The organism is Pseudomonas sp. PA-1-3F, assembly GCF_021609665.1.
In the GTDB taxonomy this organism is placed as follows: domain Bacteria; phylum Pseudomonadota; class Gammaproteobacteria; order Pseudomonadales; family Pseudomonadaceae; genus Aquipseudomonas; species Aquipseudomonas paracarnis.
In genome coordinates this window covers 31,978-55,896 of record NZ_WJZD01000021.1, presented here as the reverse complement: position 1 = coordinate 55,896, position 23,919 = coordinate 31,978, and the positions used below count along the sequence as shown (strand labels likewise).

Annotated in this window: 17 protein-coding genes; 14 read left to right on the top strand and 3 right to left on the bottom strand. The window is 59.8% G+C overall.

Annotated elements, in window-relative coordinates; all coding sequences use genetic code 11:
- Nucleotides 1-68 precede the first annotated feature (68 nt).
- From nthA to GIV26_RS16485, 5 genes are all read left to right on the top strand, one after another.
- On the top strand, nucleotides 69-662 hold the full coding sequence (gene nthA / locus GIV26_RS16505) for a nitrile hydratase subunit alpha (protein ID WP_186527739.1): 594 nt from the start codon (nucleotides 69-71) through the stop codon (nucleotides 660-662).
- Between the two features lie 41 nt (nucleotides 663-703).
- Nucleotides 704-1,360, top strand: coding sequence for a nitrile hydratase subunit beta (gene nthB / locus GIV26_RS16500; RefSeq protein ID WP_096144579.1), 657 nt, complete (start codon nucleotides 704-706; stop codon nucleotides 1,358-1,360).
- Complete coding sequence (locus tag GIV26_RS16495) at nucleotides 1,357-2,601, top strand: GTP-binding protein (RefSeq protein WP_236281540.1); 1,245 nt, start codon at nucleotides 1,357-1,359, stop codon at nucleotides 2,599-2,601. The genes nthB and GIV26_RS16495 overlap by 4 nt, the downstream gene beginning before the upstream one ends.
- A 70-nt stretch (nucleotides 2,602-2,671) precedes the next feature.
- Nucleotides 2,672-4,312: an AMP-binding protein gene (locus GIV26_RS16490; protein ID WP_054895916.1), complete on the top strand. Its 1,641-nt coding sequence runs from the start codon at nucleotides 2,672-2,674 to the stop codon at nucleotides 4,310-4,312.
- Nucleotides 4,309-4,890, top strand: a complete 582-nt coding sequence (locus GIV26_RS16485) for a TetR/AcrR family transcriptional regulator (protein WP_034127369.1) — start codon at nucleotides 4,309-4,311, stop codon at nucleotides 4,888-4,890. Before GIV26_RS16490 ends, GIV26_RS16485 begins: the two co-directional genes overlap by 4 nt.
- A 27-nt stretch (nucleotides 4,891-4,917) precedes the next feature.
- Here GIV26_RS16485 and GIV26_RS16480 read toward each other — a convergent pair whose 3' ends face one another.
- Entirely contained in the window at nucleotides 4,918-6,195 is a 1,278-nt protein-coding gene (locus GIV26_RS16480) for a DUF2254 domain-containing protein (RefSeq protein WP_236281538.1), read from the bottom strand.
- Nucleotides 6,196-6,298: 103 nt separating this feature from the next.
- Here GIV26_RS16480 and GIV26_RS16475 point away from each other — a divergent pair, with 103 nt between their 5' ends.
- From GIV26_RS16475 to GIV26_RS16455, 5 genes are all read left to right on the top strand, one after another.
- A complete protein-coding gene (locus GIV26_RS16475) occupies nucleotides 6,299-7,195 on the top strand; it encodes a LysR substrate-binding domain-containing protein (RefSeq protein WP_236281535.1) in 897 nt (298 codons plus the stop codon).
- 217 nt (nucleotides 7,196-7,412) lie between these two features.
- Nucleotides 7,413-8,654 (top strand): multidrug efflux RND transporter periplasmic adaptor subunit MexE, encoded by a 1,242-nt coding sequence (mexE, locus tag GIV26_RS16470; RefSeq protein ID WP_034127407.1) that lies wholly within the window; start codon nucleotides 7,413-7,415, stop codon nucleotides 8,652-8,654.
- 15 nt (nucleotides 8,655-8,669) lie between these two features.
- Complete coding sequence (locus tag GIV26_RS16465) at nucleotides 8,670-11,849, top strand: efflux RND transporter permease subunit (RefSeq protein WP_034127367.1); 3,180 nt, start codon at nucleotides 8,670-8,672, stop codon at nucleotides 11,847-11,849.
- Entirely contained in the window at nucleotides 11,846-13,261 is a 1,416-nt protein-coding gene (locus GIV26_RS16460; RefSeq protein WP_236281533.1) for an efflux transporter outer membrane subunit, read from the top strand. Before GIV26_RS16465 ends, GIV26_RS16460 begins: the two co-directional genes overlap by 4 nt.
- 218 nt (nucleotides 13,262-13,479) lie before the next feature.
- Nucleotides 13,480-14,004 (top strand): hypothetical protein, encoded by a 525-nt coding sequence (locus GIV26_RS16455; RefSeq protein ID WP_236281532.1) that lies wholly within the window; start codon nucleotides 13,480-13,482, stop codon nucleotides 14,002-14,004.
- 770 nt (nucleotides 14,005-14,774) lie between these two features.
- Here GIV26_RS16455 and GIV26_RS16450 read toward each other — a convergent pair.
- Both GIV26_RS16450 and GIV26_RS16445 read right to left on the bottom strand, forming a co-directional pair.
- Nucleotides 14,775-18,164, bottom strand: a complete 3,390-nt coding sequence (locus GIV26_RS16450; protein WP_236281530.1) for a hypothetical protein — start codon at nucleotides 18,162-18,164, stop codon at nucleotides 14,775-14,777.
- A 303-nt stretch (nucleotides 18,165-18,467) separates the two neighbouring features.
- Entirely contained in the window at nucleotides 18,468-19,481 is a 1,014-nt protein-coding gene (locus GIV26_RS16445; protein WP_054895923.1) for an AraC family transcriptional regulator, read from the bottom strand.
- A 168-nt stretch (nucleotides 19,482-19,649) separates the two neighbouring features.
- Between GIV26_RS16445 and efeU the strand changes: the two genes are divergently transcribed.
- The 4 genes from efeU to efeO (GIV26_RS16425) are packed head-to-tail and all read left to right on the top strand — an operon-like array spanning nucleotide 19,650 to nucleotide 23,868.
- Complete coding sequence (efeU, locus tag GIV26_RS16440) at nucleotides 19,650-20,495, top strand: iron uptake transporter permease EfeU (protein WP_236281528.1); 846 nt, start codon at nucleotides 19,650-19,652, stop codon at nucleotides 20,493-20,495.
- A 10-nt stretch (nucleotides 20,496-20,505) separates the two neighbouring features.
- Nucleotides 20,506-21,708 (top strand): iron uptake system protein EfeO, encoded by a 1,203-nt coding sequence (gene efeO, locus GIV26_RS16435; RefSeq protein ID WP_236281527.1) that lies wholly within the window; start codon nucleotides 20,506-20,508, stop codon nucleotides 21,706-21,708.
- A 14-nt stretch (nucleotides 21,709-21,722) separates the two neighbouring features.
- A complete protein-coding gene (gene efeB, locus GIV26_RS16430; protein ID WP_034127406.1) occupies nucleotides 21,723-23,027 on the top strand; it encodes an iron uptake transporter deferrochelatase/peroxidase subunit in 1,305 nt (434 codons plus the stop codon).
- Between the two features lie 25 nt (nucleotides 23,028-23,052).
- A complete protein-coding gene (gene efeO / locus GIV26_RS16425) occupies nucleotides 23,053-23,868 on the top strand; it encodes an iron uptake system protein EfeO (protein ID WP_034127360.1) in 816 nt (271 codons plus the stop codon).
- Nucleotides 23,869-23,919 lie beyond the last annotated feature (51 nt).

Sequence of the window (23,919 nt, the reverse complement as noted above, 5' to 3'; positions counted from 1 at the left end):
TCCCGCGCAGCGCAAAAAGAACAAGCCGCCAGGCGCTGCCCAGAAGCTCAACGATGAGGAGTCAACTTATGAGCGCACATGAAGCAACCACATCAACACCGGGAGAACGCGCGCAAGCGCTACTGCAAGTGCTCAAGCAGAAGGATCTGATCCCCGACGGTTACATCGACCACATGACACAGCTGATGGCACACCAGTGGAGCCCGGAGAACGGGGCTCAAGTGGTCGCCAGAGCCTGGGTGGACCCGCAGTTTCACGAACTGCTGCTCAAAGACGGCACCGCGGCGTGCGCCCAATTTGGCTATACCGGCCCGCAGGGTGAATACATTGTTGCGCTGCCAGACACGCCCAGCGTGAAAAACGTAATTGTGTGCAGCCTGTGCTCCTGCACCAACTGGCCTGTCCTGGGTTTGCCGCCGGAGTGGTACAAGGGCTTCGAGTTCCGCGCCCGACTGGTGCGCGAAGGGCGCACCGTCCTGCGGGAGCTGGGCACCGAGCTGCCGGCCGACGTCATCGTCAAGGTGTGGGACACCAGCGCCGAAACCCGCTATCTGGTGCTGCCTTTACGGCCCAAGGGCAGCGAATCCATGGATGAAGAGGCCCTGCGAAAACTGATCACCAAGGATGTTCTTATCGGCGTGGCGCTGCCTTACGTGGCGTAAACGGTGCCCTTTGTTTTTTGCATTTTTCAGAGGTATTCACAATGGATGGCTTTCACGATCTCGGTGGGTTTCAAGGCTTTGGCAAAATCCCTCACACCATCAACAGCCTGAGCTACCAACCCGTGTTCAAGCAGGACTGGGAACACCTGGCCTACAGCCTGATGTTTGTCGGTGCCGATCACTTGAAAAAGTTCAGCGTGGACGAAGTTCGCCATGCCGTGGAGCGCCTCGACGTGCGCCAACATGTCGGCACCCAATACTACGAACGCTATGTCATCGCGACCGCCACCCTGTTGGTCGAAACCGGTGTGATCACCCAGGCGGAACTCGACCAGGCCCTGGGTTCGCACTTCAAGCTGGCGAACCCCGCGCATGCCAGCGGGCGCCCGGCGATCAGCGGCCGCCCGCCCTTTGAAGTGGGCGACCGGGTGGTGGTGCGCAACGAGTATGTGGCCGGGCATACCCGCATGCCGGCCTACGTGCGCGGCAAAGAAGGCGTGGTTGTGCACCGCACCGCGCAAAAGTGGCCCTTCCCTGACGCTATCGGCCACGGCGATCTGAGCGCGGCGCATCAGCCGACCTACCACGTCGAGTTTCGCGTGAAAGATCTCTGGGGCGATGCAGCAGATGAGGGGTTCGTGGTGGTCGACCTGTTCGAAAGCTACCTGGACCACGCCGATGGCACGGTGAACGCATGATGGACGGTGCCTTGGCAGGCCGACTGCCGGTGACGGTGCTTTCCGGCTTCCTCGGCGCCGGCAAAACCACCCTCCTCAACCATATCCTGCGCAATCGCGACGGCCTGCGCGTTGCGGTCATCGTCAATGATATGAGCGAGGTCAACATCGATGCCGAGCAGGTGCGGCGCGACGTAGCGCTGCACCGGGGCCGCGATGAGTTGATCGAGATGAGCAATGGCTGCATCTGCTGCACGCTGCGCGCCGATTTGCTCGAGCAGATCAGCGCCCTGGCACGCCAGCAACGTTTCGACTACTTGTTGATCGAGTCCACGGGGATTTCCGAGCCGATGCCGGTTGCCGAGACGTTCGCCTTCCTCGACGCGCAGGGCTTCAGCCTAAGCGAACTGGCGCGGCTCGATACGTTGGTGACGGTGGTCGATGGCAGTCGCTTTGAGGCATTGCTCGAATCGCCGGACATTGTGGACCGCGACGACGCACCCACGCGCCACCTGACCGACCTGCTGATCGAGCAAGTGGAATACGCCAATGTCATTCTCGTCAACAAACTGGACCTGATCGACGAGTCCGGCTACAAGGCCGTGCACGCGATCCTCGCCGGCCTTAACCCGAGCGCGCGGATCATACCGATGACTCAGGGTAACGTGGAGTTATCCGCCATCCTCGGTACTCACCTGTTTGATTTGCCTAGCCTTGTGGCCTCGCCCGGCTGGATGAAAAAAATGCAGGCCGACGACGCGCCGGCCTCTGAATCGGACACCTATGGCGTGACCTCCTGGGTGTACCGCGAGCGTGCCCCTTTTCACCCACAGCGATTACTCGATTTTCTCCAGCAGCCCTGGCGAAACGGGCGACTGTTGCGCAGCAAAGGTTACTTCTGGCTCGCCAGCAGGCACTTGGAAACCGGCCTGCTGGTGCAAAGCGGCAGGCAATTCCAGTGGGACTACGTCGGGCACTGGTGGAACTTCATCGAGCAGGCGCAATGGCCGCTGGATGAATATCGGTTGCAGAACATCATGGCCAAGTGGGACAGCATTGTCGGCGATTGCCGGCAAGAGCTGGTCTTTATCGGCCAGGGCCTGGACACCCAGGCACTGCAGCGCGCACTCGACAATTGCCTGCTGAGCGCTCAGGAAATCGCCGCTGGCCCCTCGGCCTGGCAAGCCCTGCCGGGGGCGACAACCTTTGACTCCCTGGCCTTATCGGCGCCGACGCCGTCCTTGCAGGCTGACCCCATTTGACCGAGGTAGAGGTGGCCGCGCAGCCTGCGTGGGCAAAGCACATATTCCAACAATAATAACCAGGTACGTTATGCGCGATTACGACTCAGCAGTCTCATCCTTCGATTATCTACAACTGGCTGCCCGGGACTTGCACGGCGAACCCGGCGCCTTGAATGCCTGCATTGAATGCTGCGACCGGCATGCCCATGGCAATGGCGTGGCGTTGTATTGTGAAACGCGCGATGGCCACGCCACGCAGCACACCTTCAGCGAACTGCAGGCGCACGCGGCGCGCTTCGGCAACTTCCTGCGAGCCCATGGCGTGCAGCCGGGGGATCGGGTTGCCGGCCTGATGCCACGCACGGTTGAACTGGTGATTGCCATCTTGGGAACCTGGCGCATCGGGGCGGTCTACCAACCACTCTTTACCGCGTTCGGCCCCAAGGCCATTGAACAGCGACTGGACTGTTCCAACGCGCGCTGGATCGTGACCGACGCCCACAATCGTCCCAAGCTGGACGAGCTCTTCGACTGCCCCCACGTCATCGTGACCGACGCCACCTCACGGCGTCCCAGCGACTACGCGTTTTGGGATGTGCTGGAACATCAACAACCCGACTGCACACCTGAGCTGCTGGACGCCCGTGCGCCGTTCCTGCTGATGTGCACCTCGGGCACCACAGGGCCGGCCAAGCCGCTGGAGGTGCCTTTGAGCGCCATCCTTGCCTTCAAAAGTTATATGCGCGATTCAATCGACCTGCGCGAAGACGACCGTTTCTGGAACCTCGCCGACCCCGGCTGGGCCTATGGCTTGTATTACGCAGTGACCGGGCCACTGGCGTGCGGCCGGGCCACGCTGTTCCATGACGGCCCTTTCACCACGCAAAGCACCAGCCGGATTATCGCCAAGTACGGGATCAGCAACCTGGCCGGCTCGCCTACGGCCTTTCGCCTGCTGATTGACGCCGGGGCCGAGTTCGCCGACGCCGTACGTGGCCAACTGCGTGTCGTCAGCAGCGCCGGCGAACCGCTCAACCCACAAGTCATCCGTTGGTTCGCCGAACAGCTAGGCGTGGTCATTCACGATCATTACGGCCAAACCGAAATCGGCATGGTGCTGTGCAATCACCATGGGTTACGCCATCGGGTCCGCGAGGGTTCTGCCGGTTATGCGGTGCCGGGGTACCGGATTGTCGTGCTGGACGATGCGCAAAGGGAGTTGCCGACAGGCCAGCCGGGCGTACTGGCGGTGGATCGCGAGCGCTCGCCCCTGTGCTGGTTCAATGGCTACCTTCACATGCCCACCAAGGCGTTTGTGGGCCGTTATTACTTGAGCGGCGATATCGTGGAGCTCAATGAGGACGCCAGTATCAGCTTTGTCGGCCGTAACGACGATGTGATCACCACGTCCGGCTACCGCGTGGGGCCTTTCGATGTGGAGAGCGCGCTCGTCGAACATCCGGCAGTCGTCGAAACCGCGGTGATCGGCAAGCCCGACCCGCAACGCACCGAACTGATCAAGGCGTTTGTCGTGCTCAATCGTGAGTACCTGCCCAGTGTCGAATTGGCAGAAGTCTTGCGCCTGCATGTCCGACAGCGCCTGGCTGCGCATGCGTACCCACGGGAAATCGAGTTCGTCGAGCAACTGCCCAAGACCCCCAGTGGTAAGTTGCAGCGGTTCATTCTGCGCAACCAGGAAATTGCCAAGCAGCAGGCACTCGACACATGAGGACGGCTCTCGCGCTCAGCCGCTCGGAGTTTCAGCGCAGAGCCCTGGAGCTGTTCAAGGAGCGTAGTTTCAGCCAGGTCAGCATGCGCGAATTGGCAGCGCATGTTGGCATCAGCCCGGGAGCGATTTATCACCATGTAGAGAGCAAGGAAGCCATGTTGTATGAGTGGCTGATAGAGCTATATCAGGCGCTCTTGTCGCACGTCGACCGGATCAACACCCGTAGATTGACGCCGGCACAACGTCTGACAACACTGATCGAAGGCCATCTTCAATTGCATGAACAGATGACCGGGCACTTCAAGTTAGCGGTCATGGACGCCAATTGCCTGGGCGCTCCGATGCAGGCGAGCGTTGAGCGATTGAGGCGAGCCTATGAGTCGCAACTCATGAAGGTGATCGGCCAGCAGGGCCATCAGCCCGGCGGGCCGTTGCGTGAGGGCGCGCTCACGGCGATTTTGCCCGTACTGAACAGCCTGCCCACATGGCTGAGCCCGACGATTGATAACTGTCAGCGTCGGCTTATTACAAAGACCATCGCCGATGCGGTCATAAAGGCCATTAATTCCCTACCTTGAGTGCCGCTGCGCAGGCCCAGTAGCCTCCTACACGCCTATCGCCTTCGCCAAGGCGCTTAGTCGCTCCTTCTCATGCTGCAGTGTCAGTGTTGTATGCGCGCGTGTGATGAGTTGGTCCGCCTGCCTAAGGCACGCCGTTTTGAACAGAACAGGGTTTATTTCGGCAAGGCTGATAAGGGCTTTCAACAGGCGAGCATCCACTTCGAACACACCTGCACCGTCTCTGCTGATCGGGGCGAAGAAATCCTCAAACAGATCATCGACGTTCAGCCCTCGAACAAATACCTGCTCACACTGCTGATCTGTCTGCCGGCCAGACCCGCCGGGCTTACCCCAGCATGTCAACGTTCTCACTCCCCGGCCAATCACATCAATAGCGGTACCTGGATCGTTGACGGCAGGTGACAACGCGCGCGAAGCGATTTCAGAGAGGACGCAGAGCCCGAAACGGGGATCGTGTTCGAATGTGCGACGGTTACCGATGGTCAGCGTAGACAGGATCTTTTCCCTGGTGGCCTGTGTGCCATCGTCTTGCCTGGTGCCCAGGCTGACCACGTGCAACAGTGGCATGCCTTCGTGTACGAAGGTTCCCGGCACCACCTCCAGGTAAATATGCGTGCAGTCATGCTGCGCGATAGCGCCCAAGGCCAACACGTCGATATGCTGCACATAGCCCGTCTGCTCGCTTTCGATGGTCATTGCGCCGGGGGCCAGAGCGTGATCGGTCGGGTAGGCTGCAGCGCCGAGGCAGGGCCATTGGGCGCGTTGGCTGATGGCCGCCATGGCCGCTTTTTCGACGCGGTCGATGGTTTCTCCTACCCTGCCGAGCTTGGACAAATGGTCGATCCACCGCAGCAGGGTGTAGACCACCAGTACAACCACGGCGATGGTCACCGCGAACAGCAGCACGCGACCCTGCGCGCCGTAGGCGCCGGTGCTCAGGGCAATGATGCCTACCAGGCTGAAAAGAAATGAGCCAATAAACGTAGCGAGGGCGTTTTGCGTCGTAGTGTCTTCCATCACCAAAGTGGTGGCTCGCGGGGTCACACCACTACTTGCGGCACCGTACGCGGTGACCATCGTGCTCAACGAAAAGGTCGTGACGGCCAGCATGCTGGACGCAATGATGCCCAGAATCTTGTCCACCGCATCTGCACCGATGCGCGTGGGCAGGGACTCGGGAACGAAGTCTTTGAACACAACGGCAAGCAGTGCCGTAGCGACCCCTAGAAGCGAGAACAAGGAGGCTCTGAACCACAATCGCTTGGTGAGACGATGGGTTGCCCAGCGCAAACGGTCGATCATGTGGTGCCCTCGGTGACTGCGTCGATTTGAACGGAGTGTACATGGCTGTCGATACTGGCTAAGTTGAATTAATCTTGGCCATCTCAAAAATGGAACACTGCCCATGTTCGACCTCAACGAACTCTTCCTCTACGCCAAGGTGGTCGAGCACGGCGGCTTTGCGGCGGCGGGCCGTGCGCTGAACCTGCCCAAATCGACCTTGAGCCGCAGAGTCAGCCAGCTTGAAGCCAGGCTGGGGGCGCGGCTGATACAGCGTTCGACGCGCCAGTTCCAGGTCACCGATATCGGCCAGGCCTATTACCGCCATTGCGTGGCGATGATTGCCGAAGCCGAGTCGGCCGAAGATGTGATTGCCTTCAACAAATCAGAGCCGCGGGGCGTGATCCGCTTGAGTTGCACCACTGCGCTGCTCAACTACTGGGTGGCGCCGATGCTCGCCCAATTCATGGCGCAATGCGCCAGCGTCGAACTGAACGTGAAAAGCTTCAACCGCAAGGTCGACATCATCAGCGAAGGCTATGACATGGCCTTGAACCTGTGTTTCCCACCGCTGGAAAGCAGTGAGCTGGTCATGAAGGTACTGGCGAAAAGTCCTCAGGTACTGGTGGCGAGCGCGACTTTTCTGCAGGACGCTCCCCTGCCATCGCTACCGGCTGACCTTGCCGGGCTGGCGACGATCCATTGGGGCAACCCGTTGCTTGCGTACCTGTGGGACATGACCGGGCCGGACGGCGCGACGGCCCAGGTCGCGCACACGCCACGCCTGGTCAGTGATGATATGTCGACCCTGAAAAACGCAGCACTGGCGGGCGTGGGCATCGCCAACCTCCCGCAGGTAGTCGTGAAAGACGAACTGGCCGATGGCCGCTTGATTGCCGTATTGCCTGAATGGCAACCCGCTGAAGGCGTGATCACCGCCGTGTTCCCCTCCAGGCGTGGGCTGATGCCGTCGGTGCGGTCCTTGATCGACTTTCTGGGCGACGCGTTTGAGGCGCCGTGATGCTCCCACGGATTGCTGGGAAAGTTCCTTGCACCCTCAGCAACAGTCTTTTGTCATCAATCACATTGATAGCTCCCTAACAAAACCCCCATGCTAGAGGGCTGACTCCGCGCTTATATCATTCCGAATGATAGTTACCTTTGCTTCATTCGATTCGTGACATAGCACCTCCCCGCGCATGATCCGCCCATCTCAAATACATTGGCGGATGCACCTCATGGAACAGTCACTCAAACATTTGCGCTTCCCTCTGGCGATATTGGCCGTGGTGGTGATGAGCGCGTGCGGCAAGACCCAGGAACAGGCGGCCGCCATGCCTCCTGCCAAGGTCAGCGTGGCCAAGGTGCTGGAACAACCGGTCAACGAGTGGGACGAGTTCACCGGGCGCCTTGAAGCGCCGGAAACCGTGCAGATTCGTCCTCGGGTGTCCGGCCAGATTGACCAAGTCGCTTTTACTGAAGGCGCTTTGGTCAAGAAAGGCGACCTGCTGTTCCAGATCGACCCGCGCCCGTTCCAGGCCGAAGTACGCCGCCTGGAGGCCCAACTGGCTCAGACCAAAGCCGCCGCCACCCGCAGCGAAAACGAAGCACAACGCGGCGAACGCCTGCGCCAGAGCAATGCGATCTCCGCCGAACTGGCCGACTCGCGCACCACCGCCGCCCAGGAAGCCCGTGCCGCCATGGCCGGGATCCAGGCGCAGTTGGACCTGGCCAAGCTGAACCTGAGCTTTACCCGCGTGACCTCGCCCATCAGTGGCCGCGTCAGCCGTGCCGAAATTACCGCCGGCAACCTGGTAACCGCCGATACCACTGCGCTCACCAGTGTGGTCTCCACCGACAAGGTCTATGCCTACTTCGATGCCGATGAGCGCGTGTTCCTCAAGTACACCGAACTGGCCCGTGAAGGCCGGCGTGGCGCAACCACCCCTGTGTACCTGGGCCTGTCCAACGAAACCGGCAACCCGCACCTGGGCCAGATGAACTTCGTCGACAACCAGGTCAACCCGGCTACCGGCACCATCCGTGGCCGTGCGGTGTTCGACAACAGCAAGGGCGAATACACCCCTGGCCTGTATGCGCGCTTGAAACTGGTCGGCAGCGGCACCTATTCGGCGGTGTTGATCAACGACGAAGCCGTCGGCACTGACCTGGGCAAGAAATTCGTGCTGGTGATGGACGGCGACAAGCCGGCTTATCGCGCGGTGGAACTGGGGCCGAAAATCGAAGGTTTGCGCATCGTGCGCAGCGGCCTGACCAAGGACGACACCGTGATCGTCAAGGGCCTGCAGCGTGTACGCCCAGGCTCGCCGGTCGCACCTGAAACCATCCCGATGGCCAGCAAGGAAACCCTCGCCGCCTTGGCCCAACAACGACAAGCGCTTGAAGCCAGCAACCTGGAGCAAGTGGCGCCGGAAAAACCCGCGCCCAAGCTCGCAAGCGTCGCGACTCCACGCGGTTAAGGGATACGACTCAAGATGAATTTTTCCAAGTTCTTCATTTCACGGCCGATCTTCGCAGCGGTGCTGTCGCTGTTGATCCTGATTGCCGGTGCAATCTCGCTGTTCCAACTGCCGATCAGCGAATACCCGGAGGTGGTGCCGCCGACCGTGGTAGTGCGCGCCAACTTCCCGGGTGCCAACCCTAAAGTCATCGGTGAAACCGTGGCCGCGCCGTTGGAGCAAGCCATCACTGGTGTCGAGAACATGCTGTACATGTCCTCGCAGTCCACCGCCGACGGCAAGCTGACCCTGACCATCACCTTCGCCCTGGGCACCGACCTGGACAACGCGCAGGTGCAGGTGCAAAACCGTGTGACGCGCACCCAGCCCAAGCTGCCGGAGGAAGTGACGCGCATCGGTATTACCGTGGACAAGGCCTCCCCCGACCTGACCATGGTGGTGCACTTGACCTCCCCGGATCAGCGTTATGACATGTTGTACCTGTCCAACTACGCGATCCTCAATATCAAGGACGAACTGGCCCGCCTGGGCGGCGTCGGTGACGTGCAGTTGTTCGGCATGGGCGACTACTCCCTGCGCGTGTGGCTGGACCCGAACAAAACCGCTTCGCGCAACCTGACCGCCACCGATGTGGTCACGGCGATCCGCGAGCAGAACCGCCAGGTGGCAGCCGGTGCCCTGGGCGCCCAACCTGCGCCGAGTGACACCAGCTTCCAGTTGTCGGTCAACACCCAGGGCCGCCTGGTCACTGAGGAAGAGTTCGAGAACATTGTGATTCGCGCCGGCGCCAACGGTGAAATCACGCGCCTCAAGGACATCGCCAGGGTCGAACTGGGCTCCAGCCAATACGCGCTACGCTCGTTGATCGATAACCAGCCCGCCGTTGCGATTCCGATTTTCCAGCGTCCAGGCTCCAATGCCATCGACATCTCCAACGATGTACGCAGCAAAATGGCCGAGCTGAAAAAGAGCTTCCCGGCGGGCATGGATTACCGCATCGCCTATGACCCGACTATCTTTGTGCGCGGTTCCATCGAAGCGGTGGTGCATACCCTGTTTGAAGCACTGATCCTCGTGGTGCTGGTGGTGATTCTGTTCCTGCAGACCTGGCGCGCCTCGATCATTCCATTGGTGGCGGTGCCGGTATCCTTGATCGGTACCTTTGCGGTGATGCACCTGTTCGGGTTCTCGCTCAACGCCCTGTCATTGTTTGGCCTGGTGCTGGCCATCGGTATCGTGGTGGACGACGCCATCGTGGTGGTGGAGAACGTCGAGCGTAATATCGAACTGGGCCTGGAGCCGTTCCCGGCGACCGAAAAAGCCATGAGCGAGGTTACCGGCCCGATCATCGCCACGGCGCTGGTGCTGTGTGCGGTGTTCATTCCAGCCGCCTTTATCAGTGGCTTGACCGGGCAGTTCTACAAGCAGTTCGCCTTGACCATCGCGATCTCAACCGTGATCTCGGCGTTCAACTCCCTGACCCTGTCCCCTGCCCTGGCCGCTGTGCTGCTGCGCGGTCACGACGCGCCGAAGGACCGTTTCTCCAAGTTCCTCGACAAGGTCTTCGGGGGATGGCTGTTCCGTCCCTTCAACCGCTTTTTCGAAAAGGCCAGCCATGGCTATGTAGGCACCGTGCGCCGTGTGATTCGCGGCAGCGGTATTGCCTTGTTCGTCTACGCGGGTTTGATGGTGCTGACGTTCTTCGGCTTTGCCCACACGCCGACCGGTTTCGTACCGGCCCAGGACAAGCAATACCTGGTGGCCTTCGCCCAACTGCCCGACGCCGCGAGCCTGGACCGCACCGAAAACGTGATGAAGCGCATGTCGGAGATCGCCCTTAAACAACCCGGCGTGGAAGCCGCAATTGCCTTCCCGGGCCTGTCGATCAACGGGTTCACCAACAGCCCGAACAGCGGCATTGTGTTCGTGACCTTGAAGCCCTTTGATGAGCGCAAAGACCCAAGCATGTCTGCCGGTGCGATTGCCGGTGCACTGAACGGCCAATACGCCAATATCGAAGAAGCCTACATGGCGATCTTCCCGCCGCCGCCGGTACAAGGCCTGGGCACCATCGGCGGGTTCCGCCTGCAGATCGAAGACCGTGGCAACCTCGGCTATGACGAGCTGTACAAAGAAGTGCAGAACGTGATTGCCAAGAGCCACGGCGTGCCTGAACTGTTCGGCCTGTTCACCAGCTACACCGTAAACGTGCCGCAAGTCGACGCCGCCATCGACCGCGAAAAGGCCAAGACCCACGGCGTGGCGATCAGCGACATCTTCGACACGCTGCAGGTCTACCTGGGTTCGCTGTATGCCAACGACTTCAACCGCTTTGGGCGTACCTACCAGGTCAACGTGCAGGCCGAGCAACAGTTCCGTCAGGACTCCGACCAGATCGGCCAACTGAAAGTGCGTAACAACAAAGGCGAGATGATCCCGCTGGCGACCTTTATCAAGGTCAGCGACACCTCGGGCCCGGACCGCGTCATGCACTACAACGGCTTCATCACCGCAGAAATCAACGGCAACGCCGCGCCGGGCTACAGCTCCGGCCAGGCCCAGGCCGCGATTGAAAAACTGCTCAAAGATGAACTGCCCAACGGCATGACCTACGAGTGGACCGACCTGACCTATCAGCAAATCCTCTCGGGCAATACTGCGCTGTTCGTGTTCCCGCTCTGCGTACTGCTGGCGTTCCTGGTGCTCGCCGCCCAATACGAAAGCTGGAGCCTGCCGCTGGCGGTGATCCTGATCGTACCGATGACGCTGCTGTCGGCCATTACCGGGGTAATCATCTCGGGCGGCGACAACAACATCTTCACCCAGATCGGCCTGATCGTACTGGTGGGCCTGGCGTGCAAGAACGCGATTCTGATCGTCGAATTTGCCAAGGATAAACAGCAGGAAGGTCTCGATCCGCTCGCCGCGGTACTGGAAGCCTGCCGCCTGCGTCTGCGGCCGATCCTGATGACCTCGTTCGCGTTCATCATGGGTGTGGTGCCGTTGGTGCTCTCCAGCGGTGCCGGCGCCGAGATGCGCCATGCCATGGGCGTGGCGGTGTTCTCCGGGATGATCGGTGTGACCTTCTTCGGTCTGTTGCTGACACCAGTGTTCTACGTACTGATCCGCCGCTATGTCGAACGCAGTGAAGCGCGCAAAGCGGCCAAGGCCTTGAAGCTGGAGACACAGCAATGAGTGTGAAAGTATTCCTGCCGAGCCTGTTGGTGCTGGCGCTCGCCGCCTGTGCCGTAGGCCCGGACTACAAGACCCAGCCACTGGAGGCGGCCAATATCACGGCCGCCGCCGACACCAAGAGCTACGACCACGCCAAATACGAAGGCATCTGGTGGCAGCAGTTCGACGACCCGACCCTCAACCAGTTGGTGACCCAGTCCCTGAGCGGCAACCGCGACCTGCGCGTGGCCTTCGCCCGTCTGCGGGCGGCACGGGCCATCCGTGATGATGCGGCCAACGACATCATGCCGGTGGTCACCTCCCGCGCCAGCAGCGATGTGGGCAAGGGCCAGATTCCCGGCCAGACCACCAAACGCGTCAACAGCGAGCGCTACGACCTGGGCCTGGACATGGCCTGGGAAGTGGATTTGTTCGGACGTATCCGCCGCAACCTGGAAGCCAGTGACGCCGACCAACAGGTGGCCGAAGCCGACCTGTACCAGCTGCAAGTCACCATGATTGCCGAGCTGGTGGATGCCTACGGCCAACTGCGCGGTGCGCAACTGCGCGAACGTATTGCCCTGGACAACCTGAAGAACCAGCAGGAGTCGCGTGCCATCACCGTCAGCCTGCGTGATGCTGGCGTCGGTGATCAGCTCGACGTGGAACGTGCCGATGCGCGCCTGGCAGCGGTGGAAGCCAGCGTGCCGCAACTGCAGGCCGAACAAGTGCGCGAACGCAACCGCATCGCCACCCTCCTCGGCCAGCGCCCCGACAAGCTGAGCGTGGACCTGAGCCCGAAAGACTTGCCAGCGATTGCCAAGGCGTTGCCGATTGGCGACCCAGGGCAACTGCTGCAACGGCGCCCGGACATCCTCAGCGCCGAACGCAAACTGGCCGCCGCCACCGCACGTATCGGCGTGGCCAAGGCCGACCTGTTCCCACGGGTGAGCCTCAGCGGTTTCCTCGGCTTCACCGCCGGGCGCGGTTCGCAGATCGGCTCGGCCGCCGCGAATGCCTGGTCTCTAGGGCCGAGCATCACTTGGGCCGCGTTTGACCTGGGCAGCGTACGCGCGCGTTTGCGTGGCGCGAATGCCGAAGCCGATGGCGCGCTGGCCACCTATGAACAGCAAGTGTTGCTGGCATTGGAAGAGTCTGAAAACGCCTTCAGCGACTACGGCAAACGCCAGCAACGTTTGGTCTCGCTGATCCGCCAAAGCGAATCCAGCCGCGCCGCCGCCGACCTTGCGGCGATCCGCTACCGCGAAGGCACCGTGGACTTCCTGGTCCTGCTCGACGCCCAGCGCGAACGCCTGGCCGCCGAAGACGCCCAGGCCCAGGCCGAAGTCGACCTGTATCGCGGCATCGTCGCAATCTACAAGGCCCTTGGGGGTGGTTGGCAGCCGGATACAGTGGTGGCTAGCAACAAGTGATGTAAAGAGCTCCTTTGGTTGGTCGCATCCAGCCAATTTTTAGCCCTGCGGTCCATTCGGTCGCGGGGCTTTTTTTTAGCCTGGCATTGGCGGATCAATCAATTTGGCCTACGTGTAATACTTATCTGAAAGAAGTTTCCCAAATATTCAAACAGGTTAAATATCTGTCGCAAGGGGTCGATAGCAGGGTGAACCTTTCATCCTATAAGGAGACGAGCATGGATATGAGAGTGGTAATGCCCAATACACTTTCCAAACAGACAGATGCTTTTGTTGTCAAAAATCCAGAGAAAACGACGAACACATTTACTTTTGTTGAAGAATCCAAAGCCGTTGATGAGCTGCGAATGTGGCAGCAAGACGACATTGCAGAGCTGAAAGCTTTTTTAAAAAACTATGATATGACTTCTATAAGCACAGATGAACTTAAGGCGATCGGAAGGAGACTGTACGACAGTAAAATCATCGATACACAGGCTTTCCTAATATTCATATCCGGAGATGGTGCATCTGACGTCAATGGAAAGCAAACAAACACGCACGTGAAATTCAATGCGATAGCCTTGTTTGATGAAAAGTTGGCTGACTACCTCGCGTTTGTGAAAAGCAACCCGGATGTAGGGCGCTCACAGGGAATTCCGGAGTATATACAGGGCATGGTTGACGCCAATCGCGCGATTAATGCGCTTGCGTATTTTTCGGGCTCCTCAAAAAATGATTTATCAGTGGAAGAACGTGCTTGATTTAGAGTCAGATTGCACAGACTGCAGTGTGCCAGAGGACCTGACACACTGCTTTTGTTACCGCTCAGCGCCCGTATCTTACGGTTCCTGAGTAGGTCTTGGAGACGGCGTCAGGGTTGTGCACTCGGATTCGATATGTGCCAAAAGGCCCCAGCCAGGACACGCGAGGTGACAGAGGATTGGCCGCTACCTTTGTCCAAGAAGAGCCAACTTCTCGCTCAATAGAAATCTGGGGAGCCCTCCCCGCCCCGCCTGCTGACACCATTGCTTCAATATTGGCTGCGGAACAGCCGCTATTACCGCCTATCGTGAACGGCCCATGCGCGGTAGTTTCGCTGTCTGCCTCTACTCCCCCACTAAAGCTCTCTGAGATATTCAAGCAAAGAGCAGACACCTGAACAGACACCATCATCAACGCACTAAAGGGTAACGCAATCAAACGCTTCATAAGTTCATCCTCATAGTATGGATTGAAAACTTAACGCATGAAGGTCATTACACCACGTGCTCATTCGCCTGTAGCAACACCCTCAGAGTTAAGTACTGCGATCCATCCACGACCGATTCAACCCAGCTGCCGATCAGGATCACCGTTAAAACCGTGCACGATTTTTTATTTCGGATATGCCAGCCACTTCCTAAAAACAATAAGGCAGGGTCTGTCATACTCAAGCGAAGGGCGCTGTGAGTTATTTCCTAATCCCGCCTGTAACGCCACTTTCAAGCAAGTCAGGTGCCGTCCTGACGGCCCATTCTGAAAAGAACTTTTTTCAAAATACCAAGTGCTCTTGCACATAGGCCTTGAACGCCTTTTCACGTGCCGGTTGATACTTGGGCGGGCGATCGGGAAGCACGGTACCGGGAGGCTGCTGCATTAATCGATAAACTCCGATCAGCTTCTTGGAGCCCTGGTCCATCGCGTAGATCAACCCTGGCGCAGAGTTTTCGCTGGCGATTCTTATGGGTACCTGATCGGTGATCGGTAATTCGCCGAAAGCCGCCTGCGCGGCTTCAATTATCGCGCGGTTCTGCTTGAACAAGTTGGGGTCTGTCTTGAGCTGAGACAGCAGGGCAACACTGGTCATCGTGGACTCCCCGTTGAGGCTGCCGGCGCGCGAGCCATACATGTTGATGCCCGTCTTGCTCACCAGGTCTGGTGCATCTTCACCTGGCAGGGCCAACACTGCAGGGTCGGTATGCCCTTTGGCCAGGTTGAGCAAGCCTGCCGCATTTTCTTCGTCTGTTCTCAACCGCGTGAGGTAGGCGAAATCAAGCGTACCTCGGCTCACAGGGCCTGGCAGGTGGTCCAATTCATGAATCAACGCGTTGCTCATAGCGCCTTCGTGGGAGCCGAAATGCTGGTAATAGCGCTTGGCACCATCGATGTTGACCTCCATGAATTTCCCCGTCTTATCGACCTTGAAATCTTCCGGGATGACCTGCGCCACCCATCGTTGGTCCCGGGAGCGCATGAACCTTATATTTCTGGTAGTCAGCGCTTGAGCGTTGGTCTTGAGCCGTGAAAGGCGAGAGGTCATCAGTTTTCGCGCCTGAACAGGTGTCATGCCCTGGAAGCTCTTGAGCACAAAGTCCACGTCTTCAGTCAGCGCAGGGTCTGCTAGCGCTTTAAGTGCATCGTCCACCTTGGACACCATCAGCGGCTGCGAACGCTCGATGAGTTCCTTGACCTCCGCGCGTGTGGCTCTCGGCCCTGGCTTGACCTTGCCTTCGTTCGGTTGCGTCTCCACCGGGCGCTCTTCCTGCGGCTTTTCTGTGCTTTTTAGCGAGTCGCGGCGCATTTGCCGAACGCGCCCGACCCGTTGTTCTTCGAGTTGCGCTTTCCAAGCGGCGCGCACCACGCTCTGGGACTTCTCTCCAAGCCGATACAGGCGGCTTCCTACCCACTTGGCGGCTTTGAGCAGAGGTTCAGAGAGGCCGGCGAATGGATTGAGCAAACCGTTGGTGACTGTCCCCACCGCCCGGGTAGCCGCCGCCAGCCTGGAAAAGCCGGTTTGCGCCTTATCGAACGCTGCAGCCCCCTCCGCTGCACCTCCTGCGACGACAGTAATGGCTACCGCAACGTCGGTGGCGCACCCTGTCAACGCTCTCAGATCTTTTTTGACGTGCCCGGAGACAATGTCGTCGTAGCAAGCCTTGAAGGGAATCAATGTATTTACAAGTGTTTTACTGACCCGTTTGACCCGATCATCGAAACGCTCCGAGGCCGTTTGCCCCATTGCGGTAGTGAGGAGTTGTTCGGGATCCAGCACCAGATTGCGTTGGGCTACGTAGTCAGCAATCGCAGTGGCCCGCTCCGAAAAAAAACCAAGCGGTGCCAGCGTTTGTGAAGATGTCGCCGCCGGCAGTGTTTCGCGCAATGCCCTGATCTGTACCTCGGATGCCCCCGCCCGTGGACCGTCCACGTGGGACTTCATACGGGTCACCCACAACCGCGGGACGATTGCCTCGCCTTTGTCCAACATCGCCTTGAAGTCGTGCCGTTCGACATAGGTCCCGCTCATGGGAAAAAACTCATAACACTTGGCATCTTTGCCCTGCCCGACGCCGATCAGGAAGCCATAGCGCCCCCTCACCGCCTGGAGTTGCTCATCGGCATCTGTTATGGAAGTACCTGCGCCATTAATGGACTCGGCCTCGACTCGATAAAAGGTCAGTTCCTGAGTGGCCAGTGCCTGCCGGTCCGCGTAGGGCATTTTGCTGAGAATGTCTTTCAGGCCCGTGGAGACGGCCTTTTGAAAACGCTCGGTATCACCCTTGACAGCCTCGGCAAGGGACTGCCCGGAATGTTTCAACCTCGTGAAGTGCACCCGCAGGGAAGCCAGCCTGGGGTCATATTCATCTTTGAACAACGTGGCGCCAGTCATATCCACAAGCTTGGTCGAGGCAAATTCACCGTACTTGAGATTGCCGCTCATGTGCAGGTCAACCAGGCTTTCCTTAAAGCCGAGACTGCGCTGCAACCAGGGTAACCCGGGCACCATATTAGACAGCAACTGGGGAAACCGGTACGCCACGGTATGCATCGGTTCGTTCAGATCGTGCCCCGGAAGCACGCGTTCGAGGTCAGCCTGCGCTCGCGCTCGCCGGTCTTTTATCGGGGTGCTCAGTGTTACAAGGGCCTGATGAGAGCTCTCGATATAGTCGTTGTATTTTGTCGCCGCGACTTGCAGGTCTTGGGCGGTGTACTGATCGTCCGCTCGCCGAGCAATGACCCCGTGCATCGTTGCCCAATCAAGCAGCGGTTCTGTTTCGATGGCATGAAACAACACCACTTGCTCCGGCGTCTGGGCCTGGAGGATGGCGCGCTCCAGCACCTGGTCATAGGTGAGGGTGCGGCTGGAGCCCTCTGCTGACTCCTCCAGCAACGCGACAGTTTTCCTGAGTACCACCCAGGCAGGAGAGCCGATGCGCAACGTATCCGGCGTGTCTGGCAGCACAAACTCTGGAGCGACACTGGCCAGCATGATATGCACAGTGGCATCCACCGCCTCGGGCCGCACGCGCCCATTGCGCACCAGATGCGCCTTCAAGTCGCCCTTGACTTCTGCCAGGGTACGCCCGGCGTTAGCCAGTGAATACAGGTCATAACCTGCGATATGGTTTCTACGCTGCCCCAGCTCGGGGTCAATGCTCAACATCAGGGCAGTCAGCAGCAATTGGTTGCGCTGCTTGTTTGAAAACCCGGCAGGATCACGCCCAATCGCAGCCAGCAGTGTGTTCTGCCGATAGCGATTGAGCGGTGCATGGCTACTCAGATGCCGAGTGATCTGATCATCCATGTTTTGCGTGGTCACGTTCATGCTGGTGAGGATGCCGTCGCCGACATAGGTTCTTAACGCCTCGACCAAGCGTTGGCGTTCGTCAAGGCTCAGGCTTGGGTGGCCTGGCTCCGGTGCCTGCGCAGATGCCCAGGTGTAGTTGCCCAAGGCAGGGCTCGATGGTAGCCCAAGACGCTGCCAATTGATCAGGTTACGCACCTGCGCGGCCGTTCGCGGCAGGTTTTCACCACTCAGAGCTGGAAAACTTTGTTGCAGAAACGCCAGTGCGGTGGTGTCTTTGTCGACGGCGCCAGGACGGGGTGCCAGGTTAAACCGCAGGTTCGCCAGGTCGACGAAGGCATAGTCAGCCTTATCGAGCACACTGCGCTCCAACACGGTCAACCAGGCTTGCCGGTCAATCGCGTCCGCCTCGCCTTGAGTGAATCTGTGTTGCGCGGGATCCGACCCGGCAACCCACGATGACGAGACCTCAGGGGGGGTAACAAAAGGTGGGGGACCGAAACGCGCTGAAGAGAGAAGAGGTATTGCTGCAGGAACTTTTGATAACACGTCCATGACCCAGCGTTCAATAAGGGTTTCCAGACTGAGAGAAGGTCTGCGCTGGCTCCATAGGAAAAAGACGAGGCGCAAGCCAGACCTTTCGCTACGCTAAATGCCGCCGACTCAACTCGCGTCGCGCAGAATCAGGCTGCGCAAGTGCCCCGGATTGGACCCGGACCACTTGCGGAACGCCTTGTAGAACGAACTGGTATCGGCAAACCCCAACCGCGACGCAATCTCGGCAAAACTGATCTGCGGTTCAGCCAGCCACACAATCGCCAGCTCCTTGCGTACACCGTCTTTGAGCCCCTGATAAGTCTGCCCCTCCTCTGCCAGGCGGCGGCGCAGGGTGGAAGCGGAAATGCACAAGCTGGCCGCAAGGCCCTCGGTTTCAGGCCAGGTATGGGGCGGCATCTGGCGCAGGTCGTGCTTGATGCGGGTGGCGAGGCTTTCGGGATCGCGGTATTTGACCAGGATGTTGGCCGGCGCACGGGCAAGGAAGCGCTTGAGTTCTTCCGGACTGCGCTTGATCGGCAGGTCGAGACAATCGGCTGAAAAAATCATGCGTGTGCGTGGTCGGTCAAAGCGCAGGTTGTCAGAAAACATCACCCGGTAATCGTCACAGAAGTCCGGCTGCGCGCAACGCAGTTCAATGGCGAGGATCGGGATGCGCCGCCCCGCCAGCCAGCAGGCGACGCCGTGGACGATCATCCAATAGGTGAAATAGGTAAAAGCGCGTTTTGGCTCATCAGGTTCGAGCAGGACAATCTCCGCCAGACTCTGCTGGCGAACCAGTTGGGCCGGAAGATGCTCAAGCATCAACGAGAGAAACCCCAAGCCGGTTTCCAGGCCGGCCGCCAGGCTGGGTTGCGCCATGGAGGCGCGACACAGGAACGCCAGGCTACCGGACTTGAGTGTGCGTGGGTCCATGCCAAAAAACTCATCGTCCCTGCGCCGCGCCAGCAAGCGCCACAGACGTGCATAGGCCGTGGCCGCCACGCGAGCGTCGGGCTGCTCAAGCAACGCCGGGTCAATCCCGACTTTGCTCAATGCCTCAACGGTGGCCGCTCCCGGCGCGCAACTGTGCAACAGCGCTTCGCGCACAAGGTGGATGGAGATAGTGTCTTTTTCCGACATGGGGCGTTGAACTGTCCGGCTGCAGTCTGGGTGGTCTGCATCATAAAGGCGGTTGCGCTTCGCCACCACCGTTCAGCCCACGTTCAGCAAAGGTCAATATTTCTTGTTTAGCAATGAGTATCATTATGTTACAACTTAGCTCCCTAACTAGTTGTGCCCGGGTGCCCGATGCTCGTTCCTTTTTTAATCATGCTGCGCGAAGGCATTGAAGCGGCATTAATCGTTGGCATTATCGCCAGTTACCTGCAACAGACCGGGCGTGGCCAGTGGATGCCTGCAGTGTGGATCGGCGTGTTCCTGGCGGCAGCGCTGGCGCTGCTGGTGGGCGGCGGCCTGGAGTTGGTCAGTGCGGAATTCCCGCAAAAGCAGCAGGAATTGTTTGAAGGTGTCGTCGGTCTGGTGGCCGTGGGCATCCTCAGTTCCATGGTGTTCTGGATGCGCAAAGTGGCGCGCTCGATTAAACACTCGCTGCATGAATCCCTTGATCATGCGCTGGCCGGCTCCAGGCATCAGGTGTTCGCCTTGATCGCCATGGTGTTCTTCGCCGTGGCCCGCGAAGGGCTGGAGACGGTGTTCTTCCTGTTGGCCGTGTTCCAGCAAAGCGAAGGTCCGGGCGCTCCGGTGGGCGCCCTGCTTGGCCTGGCGCTGGCCATTGTTGTGGGTTTGCTGATTTATTCCGGCAGCATGCGCCTGAACCTCAGTGCGTTTTTCCGCTGGACCGGCCTGTTCATCCTGGTGGTCGCGGCCGGCATTCTCGCCAATTCGGTGCAAGCCCTGCATGAAGCCGGCGTGTGGAATCACTGGCAGACCGTGCTATTCGACTTCAGCGCTGCGTTGCCCATGGACAGCCCGCTCGGTTCGGTACTGGCCGGTATGTTCGGTTACCAGGAGGTGCCGACCGTGAGCACCCTGGGCGCCTATCTGATTTACCTGGTGGTGGCCCTGGTGATGTTCTTCCTGCCCGCGGCCCCTACCCAGCCCGTTGCCAATACCTCTTCCGTTTCCAGCCAGTAAGGACCGTCTCTTGTCCAACCCAACCCCTCAATCGGCCCCGCCGTCCCGCGCCCTGCGCTGGGGCGTGGCCGGCTCGGTGGTGGTGATGATCGCCGCCGGAGGCCTGTTCTACTACGCCTCGCAATTGGCCGCCGGCAAGCGCCAGACCAACCACAATGAAATCGCGGTGACCATCCACGGCCACGCCTGCGAACCCAACGCCCTGACGGTACCAGCAGGACATGCCAGCTTTCGCATCATCAACCGCTCCGACCGCGCGGTGGAGTGGGAAATCCTCGACGGCGTGCTGGTGGTCGAAGAGCGGGAAAACATCGCCCCAGGCCTGAGCCAAGTGATCAACGCCAACCTGCTGCCCGGCGACTACGCCATTACCTGTGGCCTGCTGAGCAACCCTCGCGGCACCTTGCATGTCACGCCCACGGCAGAGTCTGACGCCCAGGCCAAGGCCAAGCCGTCGATGGTGGCCTTTATCGGCCCGTTGTCGGAGTTTCGCGTGTACCTGAGCAGCCAAGGCGGTGCGCTGGTCAAGGCCGTAACGATCCTGCAACAGGCCATCGCCGCCGGCGACCTGGCCCAGGCCCAGGCGCTGTATGTACCGGCGCGCGAGGCGTATCAGCGCCTGGCGCCGGCGTCTCAGCGTCTGGCCGAATTGGATAACGCGATCAATGCCCGCGCCGATTATTTTGAACAGCGCGAGCAGGACCCCGCCTTCAGCGGCTTCCACCGCCTCGAATACAGCCTGTTCCAGCAACACAGCCTTGATGGCCTCGCGCCGGTCGCCCAACGCCTGGTTACCGACGTCACCACGCTCAAGCAGCAATTACTGGCCCAGTCCCTGCCCCCGGAGCAACTGGTGAGCATCGTGGTCCGCAACCTCAACAGCCTGGCGGACGTGCGGGCGGCGAGCGGTGAAGAGGAACGCTACAGCCACATCGACTTGAACGGCTTTGCCGCCAATCTGCAGGTCGCGCGCAAGGTGGTCGACCTGATGCGCCCGTTGCTGGTCAAGTCCGCCGCCGACCTGTTGCCCGCTATCGACAGCGCGCTCAACGCCTTCGACAGCGAACTCGACGGGCTCAAGGTGAATGACCGCTACCCCAGCTACGACAAGGTTACAGCCGATCAGCGCAAGCAGATCGGCGACAAGGCCAAGGCACTGGCCGTTGCACTCGATGGAATCGACCCCGCCCTTGGCCTTTCCGGCCTGCAGTGAAGACGACCGCATACATGAGTGATACAGAACAGTTTGACCTCCAACGTCGCCGCGTCCTGTTGGGCATGGCCGCCACCGGCGCTGCGATTGCCGGCAGCAGCCTGACCTGCCCGGCGATGGCGGCAGCGGCTGAGCAAGTCACCACCGCACCGCGCAGTGACAAGACCCAGGACCACCAGGCGTTTTTCGGCAAGCACCAAAGCGGCATCGTCACCCCGCGCCCGGCCTGCGGCATGGTCGTGGCGTTCGATGTACTGGCCAGCGACCGCCAAGACCTGGAACGTCTGTTCCGCACCCTCAACGAGCGCATCGCATTTCTGATGACCGGCGGCACCGTGCCCCAGGTCGACCCGAAATTGCCGCCCACCGATTCCGGCATCCTTGGCCCTGTGGTCACACCGGATAACCTGACCATTACAGTATCGGTCGGTGAGTCGTTGTTCGACGAACGCTTCGGCCTTGCCGCCGCCAAGCCCAAGCGCCTGAGTCGCATGGTCGGCTTTCCCAACGATGCACTGGAACCGGCGCAGTGTCACGGCGACCTGAGCCTGCAGTTCAGCTCCAACACGCCGGACACCAATATCCACGCGCTGCGCGACATCGTCAAAAACCTGCCCGACCTGCTGCTGGTGCGCTGGAAGCAAGAAGGCAGCGTGCCGCCCCAGGCACCGGCCAAGCCCGGCGAACCGGCACAGAGTGCGCGCAACTTCCTGGGCTTTCGCGATGGCTCGGCCAACCCCAACTCCAACGATGACAAGGCCATGGACCAGATCGTCTGGGTACAGCCCACCAGCGACGAGCCGGCCTGGGCCGCCCATGGCAGTTACCAGGCCGTGCGCATCATCCGTAACTTTGTCGAGCGCTGGGATCGCACCCCGCTGCAAGAACAGGAAAGCATCATCGGCCGTATCAAACCCACGGGCGCGCCCATGGACGGCCAGCACGAAACCCAGGTCCCGGACTACCGCAAGGACCCGCAAGGCAAGTTGACCAAGCTTGATGCTCACATCCGCCTGGCCAACCCGCGCACCCCGCAGACCCAGGCCAACCTGATCCTGCGGCGGCCGTTCAACTACTCCAACGGCGTCAACAAAAACGGTCAACTGGACATGGGCTTGTTGTTCATCTGCTACCAGGCTGACCTGGAGAAAGGCTTTATCAGCGTGCAAACCCGGCTCAACGGCGAACCGCTGGAGGAGTACCTCAAGCCAGTGGGTGGCGGGTATTTCTTTACCTTGCCGGGTGTCACCGGGCCCAAGGATTTCATCGGACGCACGCTGCTCGCCGCAACGCACCCTCACCCCCCTGCCAAGACCTAAAACACCCCACAGCGGAATGCATCCCATGAAGAAGTCGTCTATCGCGTTGTTGTTACTCAGCCTTTCGCCACTGGCAAGCTTCGCCGCTACTGCGCCGTTGGACCTGGTGGGCCCGGTGTCGGATTACAAAATCTACGTCACCGAAGAAATCGCTGAGCTGGTCACCCAGACTCAGGCGTTTACTGACGCCATCAATAAAGGCGACCTGGCCACCGCCAAGAAGCTCTACGCGCCGACTCGCGTGCACTATGAGTCCATCGAGCCGATCGCCGAGCTGTTCAGCGACCTCGACGCGTCCATCGACTCACGCGTCGACGATCACGAGAAAGGCGTCAAGGCCGAAGACTTCACCGGCTTCCACCGCATCGAGTACAGCCTGTTCTCCGAGAACACCACCCAGGGCCTCGCCGCCCTGGCCGATAAACTCAACAAGGACGTGCTGGACCTGAAAACCCGGGTTGACGGCCTGACCTTCCCGCCGGAAAAAGTCGTCGGCGGCGCCGCAGCGCTGCTTGAGGAAGTCGCCGCCACCAAGATTTCCGGTGAGGAAGACCGTTACAGCCATACCGACCTGTACGACTTCCAAGGCAACATCGACGGTGCAAAGAAAATCGTCGACCTGTTCCGTGGCCAGATCGACCACCAAGACAAGGCATTTTTGGCCAAGGTCGATAAAAACTTCGCCGCCGTGGACAAGATCCTGGCCAAATACAAGACCTCGGATGGCGGCTTCGAGACCTACGACAAAGTCAAGGAAAACGACCGTAAGGCTTTAGTGGGCCCGGTCAATACACTGGCGGAAGATTTGTCCACTTTGCGTGGGAAGTTGGGACTCAACTGATCGAAAGCGCCCCCCGTACGTCACGGCGAGGGCGCTGCCTGAAGTGTTTCA

Excerpts from the sequence above, each read along its gene's own strand:
- nthA (WP_186527739.1), top strand. The coding sequence starts at position 69 with ATGAGCGCACATGAAGCAACCACATCAACACCGGGAGAACGCGCGCAA.
- nthB (WP_096144579.1), top strand. The coding sequence starts at position 704 with ATGGATGGCTTTCACGATCTCGGTGGGTTTCAAGGCTTTGGCAAAATC.
- GIV26_RS16495 (WP_236281540.1), top strand. The coding sequence starts at position 1,357 with ATGATGGACGGTGCCTTGGCAGGCCGACTGCCGGTGACGGTGCTTTCC.
- GIV26_RS16490 (WP_054895916.1), top strand. The coding sequence starts at position 2,672 with ATGCGCGATTACGACTCAGCAGTCTCATCCTTCGATTATCTACAACTG.
- GIV26_RS16485 (WP_034127369.1), top strand. The coding sequence starts at position 4,309 with ATGAGGACGGCTCTCGCGCTCAGCCGCTCGGAGTTTCAGCGCAGAGCC.
- GIV26_RS16480 (WP_236281538.1), bottom strand. The coding sequence starts at position 6,195 with ATGATCGACCGTTTGCGCTGGGCAACCCATCGTCTCACCAAGCGATTG.
- GIV26_RS16475 (WP_236281535.1), top strand. The coding sequence starts at position 6,299 with ATGTTCGACCTCAACGAACTCTTCCTCTACGCCAAGGTGGTCGAGCAC.
- mexE (WP_034127407.1), top strand. The coding sequence starts at position 7,413 with ATGGAACAGTCACTCAAACATTTGCGCTTCCCTCTGGCGATATTGGCC.
- GIV26_RS16465 (WP_034127367.1), top strand. The coding sequence starts at position 8,670 with ATGAATTTTTCCAAGTTCTTCATTTCACGGCCGATCTTCGCAGCGGTG.
- GIV26_RS16460 (WP_236281533.1), top strand. The coding sequence starts at position 11,846 with ATGAGTGTGAAAGTATTCCTGCCGAGCCTGTTGGTGCTGGCGCTCGCC.
- GIV26_RS16455 (WP_236281532.1), top strand. The coding sequence starts at position 13,480 with ATGGATATGAGAGTGGTAATGCCCAATACACTTTCCAAACAGACAGAT.
- GIV26_RS16445 (WP_054895923.1), bottom strand. The coding sequence starts at position 19,481 with ATGTCGGAAAAAGACACTATCTCCATCCACCTTGTGCGCGAAGCGCTG.
- efeU (WP_236281528.1), top strand. The coding sequence starts at position 19,650 with ATGCTCGTTCCTTTTTTAATCATGCTGCGCGAAGGCATTGAAGCGGCA.
- efeB (WP_034127406.1), top strand. The coding sequence starts at position 21,723 with ATGAGTGATACAGAACAGTTTGACCTCCAACGTCGCCGCGTCCTGTTG.
- efeO (WP_034127360.1), top strand. The coding sequence starts at position 23,053 with ATGAAGAAGTCGTCTATCGCGTTGTTGTTACTCAGCCTTTCGCCACTG.